The organism is Pseudomonas sp. GM49 (assembly GCF_000282355.1).
Lineage (GTDB): Bacteria > Pseudomonadota > Gammaproteobacteria > Pseudomonadales > Pseudomonadaceae > Aquipseudomonas.
The window spans coordinates 1-7,740 of record NZ_AKJL01000234.1 but is presented as its reverse complement, the minus strand read 5'-3'; the positions used below and the strand labels follow the sequence as shown (position 1 = coordinate 7,740).

Genomic DNA, 7,740 nt, shown 5'->3' with positions numbered 1-7,740 from the left:
AGGGGGCTTGCCCCCGTTGGGCTGCGAAGCGGCCCCAAAACCTGTCATCGCATTTTTTCAGGCACACCGTATTCACTGAGTTTACGACGGCTTTGCCGCCGAACGGGGGCAAGCCCCCTCGCCACAGACAAGCTCGCTTGCCACAACAACAGGTATCACTGCGCAGCGATGCTGTACCCATCGAACGCAGTCTGCTGCTGCAGGGCGGTGATGATGTTCTTGCGGTTGACCGCTTGCTCGGCACCGCTGTTGTCCAGGAACGTCTCGCTTTCCAGTTCCGCCTCTTCGCCTTCGCCAATGAAGGTGAAGCCGAGGAATTCCAGGGCTTCACGGTCGACGTTCAGGCGCGAGCGCGGCGTGCGCAGCGGCAGGGTGACACTGATGCCGTCCTTGCTGATGGTGAACACTTCGATTTCTTTCTTGGCCTTGGCGGCCTTGCTCTTGCCGCCACTCGGGTTGCTGATGGCCTGGTGCGTCTGGTTCAGCACCTTCAGGGCCAGGCCGTAGACGATTTCCTGGAACGCCGGGTCGTCCTTGAAGCTGGAGAGGATGCGGCTGATCGGGAACTTGCTGCTCAGGTCTTCCAGCGCAGCGATGTCCGCTGCTTCGGCGTCCTTGAGCTGCTTGAGCTGACCCATCAGCTCGTAGGCCTTGTCGTCATCGAAGCTGTCGTGGGCCTGGCGGATCGCGGCGCGCAGTTCGCGGATCTGGTCGCTTTCGCGGGTGGACTGGAAAGCGTCCAGGACCATCTCGCTGATGGTTTTCGCCTGGGGTACGTGCTGTGAAAGATTGATGGAGTTTTCGTATTCCGCTTTGGACGACAAGGTGACTACGGATTCAGCGGTATTGGAATCGGACATTGAAATTTCACTACTTCTTTGAACTTGAATAGGGGCGAGAAAGCCCGGGGGCTTTTTCAGGCCGACTAATCTATTGGACCGGGGCGGTGTTGTCACGGATCAACAGGCGGCTGGTCATGTTTTTCGCCCCCCACCCTTGTAGGAGCGAGCTTGCTCGCGATTGACGTTAACGATGACGCGTTCATTCTGGGTGAACGCGGTGCCTTTGAGATCATCGCGAGCAAGCTCGCTCCTACAGGGATTGCGGCGGTTGAACGAAAAAAAACCCGCGTTTGTATGGCAAGCGCGGGGCTTTTTTCTTTGTGGCGCTTAAGAGTGCTGCAGCTTCTGCGCGCGCTTGTCCGCCAGATGCTGAACCACCAACCGGCCGATCAGTACCAGCAAGGTCAGGCTGATCAGCAACACCGAAATCGCCGCGACGCTTGGGTCGACATTATCGCGCAAGCCGCTCCAGATGCGCTTGGGCAGGGTGTCGACGTTGACGCTGGTGATGAACAGCGTGACCGCCACTTCTTCCCAGGACAGGGCGAAACCCAACAGTGCGGTGGAGGCCAGACCCAGTTTCAGGTTCGGCAGGATCACCATGAACGTAGTCTGCATCAGGCTGGCGCCAAGGTTGCGCGAGGCCAGTTCGATACGCCGGTCGATCTGGCTGAGGGCCACCAGCATGGTCACTACGCCGTACGGCACCACCATGATCACGTGGGCAATCACCACGCCGGTCAGGGTGTCGTAGCCCATGCCCGGCGCGAAGCGACCGAGCTTGGTCTCCATGAAGTACAGCACCAGCGCGGAAATCACCGGCGGGATCGCCATCGGCAACAGCACCAGGCCGATCAGGGCCGTGGCCCATTTGGAGCGCATGTACCAGATACCGAGGCTGAAACTGGCGGCCAGCAAGGTGGCGATGACGCTGGTGGCGAAGGCGATGGTCAGGCTCTGGCTGATGGCGTGGAACCAGTCCGGGTTGCTCACCAGCGCTTCGTAGTGGCGCAGCGACCAGTTGCCTTCGGGCATCGACAGGAAGCGTTTGCTGGTGAACGACACCGGAATGACCGTCAGCAGCGGGAACAGCATGAAGGCCATGGCGACCACGGCCAGCAACCGGGTACTCAGGCTTGTGCGATGGGTATTCATAATGATCTCAGCCTACCAGTCGGTTCACGCGGGTCATTTTCAACAGCACCCAGATCAGCGCGCTGACCAGGGCCAGCAACACCACGCTCAGTGCCGCCCCCAGGCCCCAGTTACTGGTCTGGAACATTTGCAGGAACACGTACTCGGCGATCATCACCGTTTGCCCGCCACCCAACAGCACCGGGGTGATGAAGAAGCCCAGGCAGAACACGAAGACCATGATGAACGCGCCCAGAATGCCCGGCAGGGTCTGCGGCAGCAGCACTTGCCAGAAGGTGCGCAAGGCACCGGCACCCAGGCCGCGCGAGGCCATGAGCACACGCTGGTCGAGTTGACGCATGGTCGACAGCAGCGGGAACACCGCGTACGGGATCATCACGTGGAGCATGCCGATGACCACGCCGATTTCATTGCGGCTCAGTTGCAGCGGCTGATCGATCAGGCCCATGTCCATCAAACCGTTATTGAGCACACCGTTGCTGCGCAGGGCGATCAACCAGCCAAAGGCCCGCACCAGCACCGAAATCCAGAACGGGATGAAGATGCAGATCTCCACCACCCGCTGCCAGAACGGCGGGCTGAACACCCAGCAGTACGCCAGCAGATAACCGATCATCAGGGCCAGGCCACTGACGGTCAGGCACAGGCGCAAGGTGCGCCAGAGCATCTCGTGGATCGCCGGGTCCGTGGCAATGCGCTGGTACTGCTCGATGCCCGGAGTGGGCAGCGAGAAGCTCCAGCCGACCACGCCGAGAAACGGCAGCACGTAGAAGACCAACAGCAACACCGGCAGCGGAAACAACAGCAAGCTGCGCTCCAGCCCCGGCGAACTGAAGCGGGGCTTGGGGGTGGTCAGGGTTGAGGTCAGAGTGGTAGTCATGGTCACAGGCTCACTTGGACAGCCGCGTCAGATACTCTTCCAGGGCTTTGGAGTAGTTGTCCGCGTACCACTGGGCATTGAGAGCGATCTGTTTTTTCAGGTTGTCTTCGGACGCGCAGTTGCCTTCCAGTTGCTTGGCCGACATCAGTTTTTCCGTGGCGCTGTTCGACGGGCCGTTGCCCAGCAATTCAAACAGCTTGAGCTGGCCTTCGGGTTGCAACGCTTGCTGGATGAACTGCATGGTCGGTTGAGTGCCGCCCGGGTTGCCGTTCAGCACGGCCCAGCTGCTGGAATTGATAAAGCCGTTGTCGAAGCTCCAGCGCACGCGGTTGTCGGTGTCTTCGCTGAGCAGCTTGGCGCGGGTGTGCCAGATCGCGCCCACCGACACTTCGCCGTCGACCATCAACTGCTGACTCTCGGCACCCGAGCTCCAGAACGACAGGACGTGAGGCTTGATCTCGTCGATCTTCTTCATGGCCCGTGGCACGTCCAGCGGGTACAGCTGATCGGCCGGAACTCCGTCGGCCAGGAGCGCCGCTTCGAGCATGCCGTTCATCCATTTGTACAGCGTGCGCTTGCCGGGGAATTTCTTTACGTCCCAGAAATCGGCCCAGGTCTTTGGCCCGTTGTCGCCGAATTTTGCGCTGTCCCAGGCCATCACGTAGCTGAACTGGTAGCTGGCGATGCCGAAATCGGAGGAGAGCGCCGGGGCCACTTGATCGCGCTTGATCACGTTGTAGTCCAGCGGCTGCAGGATCTTTTCCCGGCCCAGCACGATGGCGCTGTAGCTCTCGACGTCGACCACGTCCCAGCTTGGTTGACCGCTGGCCAGCTGCGAGCGGATTGCGCCTTCGGTCGGGCCGGCGCCGTCGATGCGCACCTGGATGCCGGTGTTCTTGGTGAAGGTGTCGGTCCACGCCGAACGGAACGCGTTAAGGGCATCGCCACCCCAGTTGACCACCACCAGCGGCTTGTCCGCCGACCAGCTGATGCCGCTGCGCAGCGCCAATGGCACCGCGGCCAGCAGGCCCATGGCCTGGATGAAGGTGCGACGGTTGATCTGACCGTCGCGGGCCTTTTCGATAAGCACTTCGATGCAGTCTTGTTGGTGATCCTGGCGCATGGGCAAGTCCTCAGTTGGCGGGTGTCTGCGTGGACACCGGCCTTTTTGTTGTCATTGGAAGAGAGCTTTGTGACGCAGTTTTTTTGGGGTTCAGGCTTGTAGCAGGAAGCTTTGCTGCACCGGCCAGCTCAGCCACACCGGCGCACCGCTGGCCATCGACGCGCCCGGGTGATTGCCGGGGACGGACAGGTTGATTGGCAACGTATCGCCGCCGACCTTGAGTGCCAGATGGGTACTGGAGCCTTGATAGACTTTGTCGGTGAGTTGTGCGGGCATCACGTTGTAGCCGTCCCGGGTCGGGCACTCGCTGTGCAGTTCCATGTGCTCGGGGCGCACGGCCAGCACGATCGGTGCCGCACTCAGTGCGTTCGGCGCCTGGGCATGCAATACGCTGGTGCCGCAGCGGCCGCTGGCGGTCTGGCCGTTGCGGGTCAGGTTGTCCAGCGGGAACAGGTTCATCTTGCCCAGGAACTCGGCGACGAAACGACTCTCGGGGCGGTTGTAGATGTTTTCCGGGGTGTCGACCTGAGTCAGCTTGCCGTGGTTGAAGATCGCGATACGCGAGGACAGCGCCAACGCTTCGTTCTGGTCGTGGGTGACGAACACGAAACTGGTGCCGACCTGACGGTGGATGCGTTGCAGCTCGGTTTGCAGCTGTTCGCGCAGGTTCTTGTCCAGGGCCGACAGCGGCTCGTCGAGCAACAGCAGTTCCGGCTCGAACACCAGCGCCCGGGCAATCGCCACGCGCTGCTGCTGACCACCGGACATCTCGGCGGGCTTCTTGTGCATGTGTGCACCGAGGCCGACCACTTCAAGGATGTGCTTGACCCGGCGGTTGCGTTCTTCGGCCGGGACTTTGCGGATGCGCAGCGGGTAGGCGACGTTGTCGGCCACGCTCATGTGCGGGAACAGCGCATAACCCTGGAACACCATGCCGTAGTTCCGCTTCTCGGCGGAGCGCTTGATGATGTCGACGCCTTGTTCCATCAGCTTGCCCGAGGTCGGGCTGAGGAAACCGGCCAGTATCATCAGCAAGGTGGTCTTGCCCGAGCCGGACGGACCCAGCAGGGTAAGAAATTCGCCTTGGCGAACGTCGAGATCGACGTTATCCAGCGCCGCGAAACGGCCGTAATACTGGCTGATACCTTGAGCGCTGAGCTGAATCGCTGAACGGCTGGACACTATGGAGTTCCTCTTTTTATTGCCCATAAGACGTACGAGGACGGATGCGAATCCGAAATGGGCTTTGGGCTTATTATTGTTAAAAATATCGCTACATCAATGGAATTATTTTGCTCGTATTGGTTAATTTTTTTACCCAATTAGAGAGCTTGTAGGAGCGAGCTTGCTCGCGATGGTCGCCAACGATTACGCGCCCAAACTGACACCCAACGGCGTTCTCTGGTTTTTCGCGAGCAAGCTCGCTCCTACAGGGGAAGGGGTTGTCAGAAGGTGTCCTGCCAGGTCTGGTGGGACGACTGCAGCTGCGTCTTGACCCAGTTGCTGAAGGCCTGGACCACCGCGCGATCGGCTTTTTGTGGGTCGGCGACCAGGTAATAGCCACGGTGCAGGTCGATGCTGATGTCGAACGGACGCACCAGCAAACCCTTGGACAAGGCATCGCCGCTGATCAGGTTGTCGCCGATGGCGATGCCCTGGCCGGCTATGCAGGCGGACTGTGCGCAATGCGCATCGGAAAACAGAATGCCGCTCGTAGCGTTGACCCCTGAAGCACCGGCAGCGGTCAGCCACACGCGCCAGTCCGAATAGTCGGTCATGTGCAGCAGCGGGTAGGCACTGAGTTCCTGCGGGTTTTTCAGCCCGCTCAATGCGTTGATCAGACGCGGGCTGCACACCGGGAAAAAGCGTAGCGCCACAATCTCTTCAACGACCATTTCCGGCCAGTCGCCGATGCCGTAGGCAATGAACAGATCGGTGACGGGGTTGTTGGTGTCGTCCGGTGTCCGCGGCGAGATCAGCTGCAATTGCACCTGCGGGTACTGACGCAGGAACGCACCAATGTGGTGGCACAGCCAATAGGTGGCGAACCCCGGCGCGCAACTGACACACAGCCGTCCGGAAATCTCCTGGTCATCGACCAACTGCCCGGCGTCCAGAAGGTTCAACAGAATCCCGTGCACCTCCCGCGCATAGCGTTCGCCCTGATACGTCAGGCCGATGCCCCGGCCAATGCGCTCGGTCAGGGCGAAACCGACACATTCCTCAAGCTTGCTGATCTGGTGGCTGATGGCGCTGCGGGTCAGGTTCAGTTCACGGGCTGCGATCGACACGCTGCCTGTGCGGGCAACCGCATCCAGCGCGCGAAGGGCTGTCATCGAAGGAAAACGCATAAATCATCCCGTTATTGTTTTGAGTGGCTCATATGGTGATGTAAATCGAACAGTCAGGCCAAAAAAAATCGATTGTTGTATCGGTTGATTCAACAATACTAGCCCCATTCGTCGTTGGGCCACCGTGGCCCTTGATCCAGGAGGTGCTGCATGCCCCGTTGTGCCCAGGCGCTCGTTCAGTTGCTGGAAGGCTATGGCGTTGAAACTGTCTTCGGCATTCCCGGCGTGCACACGGTCGAGTTGTATCGCGGCTTGCACGGCAGTCGCCTGAAGCACATCAGCCCGCGCCACGAGCAGGGCGCCGGGTTCATGGCCGACGGTTATGCCCGGGCCAGCGGCAAGCCCGGGGTGTGCTTCATCATCAGCGGTCCCGGCATGACCAACATCATCACCGCCATGGGTCAGGCCTATGCGGATTCGGTGCCGATGCTGGTGATCTCCACCTGTAACCGTCGCGAACACCTGCGCCTGGGTCATGGTCACCTGCATGAGCTGCCGGATCAGCGCGCGCTGGTCGCCGGGGTCTGCGCTTTCAGCCATACGTTGCAGCACCCGGCGCAATTGCCGGAAGTGCTGGCGCGGGCGTTTGCCTTGTTTGGCTGTACACGGCCGCGGCCGGTGCACATCGAGATTCCGCTGGATGTGCTGGAAATGTCCGCCGAAGGTCTGGACCTGCGCCCGCGTCCGTTACCGGCAGCGCCTGCCCCGGCGCCGGAAGCCATTGATGCTGCGGTGGCCCTGATCAGCAACGCGAAGCGTCCATTGATCCTCGCGGGTGGCGGCGTGCGCCGGGCCGCTGAAGTCCTGGCCGCGCTCGCCGAACGTCTTCAGGCCCCTGTGGCGTTGACCACCAACGCCCGTGGTTTGCTGGCTCCCGAACATCCTTTGCTGCTCGACGGTGTGCAGTCGTCGGCCCATGGTCGCGAACTGTTCGCCGAGGCCGACGTGGTGTTGGCTATCGGCACCGAACTGGGTGAAACCGACTATGACTTTTTCGGCCTCGGTCCACTGTCGTTCAAGGCGCCGCTGATTCGTCTGGACATCGACCCGATGCAAGTGCTCGGTGTGCAAACAGCTACAGTCGGATTGCTCGGTGATGCCGGACAGGGCTTGCGTTCGCTGCTGGCGCGACTGCCACAACGTCAGGCTGTTGCCGGCTGGGCGGGCGAGCGGGTAAGCCGGGTCAACGCCATCGAACGGGCTGGCTGGAACGCGCAGCAGAGCCGCATGCAAGCCTTGCTCGATACGCTCCGTGATCACTTGCCACAGCCATTGATCGTCGGTGATTCGACTCAACCGGTGTACCAGGGTGCCCTCGGCTACCGTGCGCCAACCCCCAATAGCTGGTTCAACGCCGGCAGCGGCTACGGCACCCTCGGCTACGGTTTG

At 60.9% G+C, this 7,740-nt stretch carries 7 protein-coding genes; 1 reads left to right on the top strand and 6 read right to left on the bottom strand.

Annotated features, from left to right (window positions below):
- Positions 1-155: 155 nt before the first annotated feature.
- The 6 genes from PMI29_RS08890 to PMI29_RS08915 form a co-directional block, all read right to left on the bottom strand.
- Positions 156-860 (bottom strand): hypothetical protein, encoded by a 705-nt coding sequence (locus PMI29_RS08890; RefSeq protein WP_008000916.1) that lies wholly within the window; start codon positions 858-860, stop codon positions 156-158.
- Between the two features lie 309 nt (positions 861-1,169).
- Entirely contained in the window at positions 1,170-1,997 is an 828-nt protein-coding gene (locus PMI29_RS08895) for an ABC transporter permease (RefSeq protein WP_007972057.1), read from the bottom strand.
- A 7-nt stretch (positions 1,998-2,004) separates the two neighbouring features.
- Positions 2,005-2,877: an ABC transporter permease gene (locus PMI29_RS08900; RefSeq protein WP_008000914.1), complete on the bottom strand. Its 873-nt coding sequence runs from the start codon at positions 2,875-2,877 to the stop codon at positions 2,005-2,007.
- 10 nt (positions 2,878-2,887) lie between these two features.
- The gene (locus tag PMI29_RS08905) at positions 2,888-4,000 is read right to left on the bottom strand and encodes an ABC transporter substrate-binding protein (RefSeq protein ID WP_007984193.1); all 1,113 of its coding nucleotides are present in this window, start codon (positions 3,998-4,000) and stop codon (positions 2,888-2,890) included.
- A 90-nt stretch (positions 4,001-4,090) separates the two neighbouring features.
- Positions 4,091-5,182 carry an ABC transporter ATP-binding protein gene (locus tag PMI29_RS08910; protein WP_008000912.1) on the bottom strand — a complete coding sequence of 364 codons (1,092 nt, stop codon included), beginning with the start codon at positions 5,180-5,182 and terminating at the stop codon, positions 4,091-4,093.
- A gap of 263 nt (positions 5,183-5,445) precedes the next feature.
- Positions 5,446-6,351, bottom strand: coding sequence for a LysR substrate-binding domain-containing protein (locus PMI29_RS08915; protein ID WP_008000905.1), 906 nt, complete (start codon positions 6,349-6,351; stop codon positions 5,446-5,448).
- A gap of 150 nt (positions 6,352-6,501) precedes the next feature.
- On the opposite strand from PMI29_RS08915, the gene PMI29_RS08920 reads away from it, so the two are divergent.
- A partial coding sequence (locus PMI29_RS08920) for a 5-guanidino-2-oxopentanoate decarboxylase (protein WP_008000899.1) occupies positions 6,502-7,740 on the top strand: 1,239 nt, incomplete at its 3' end.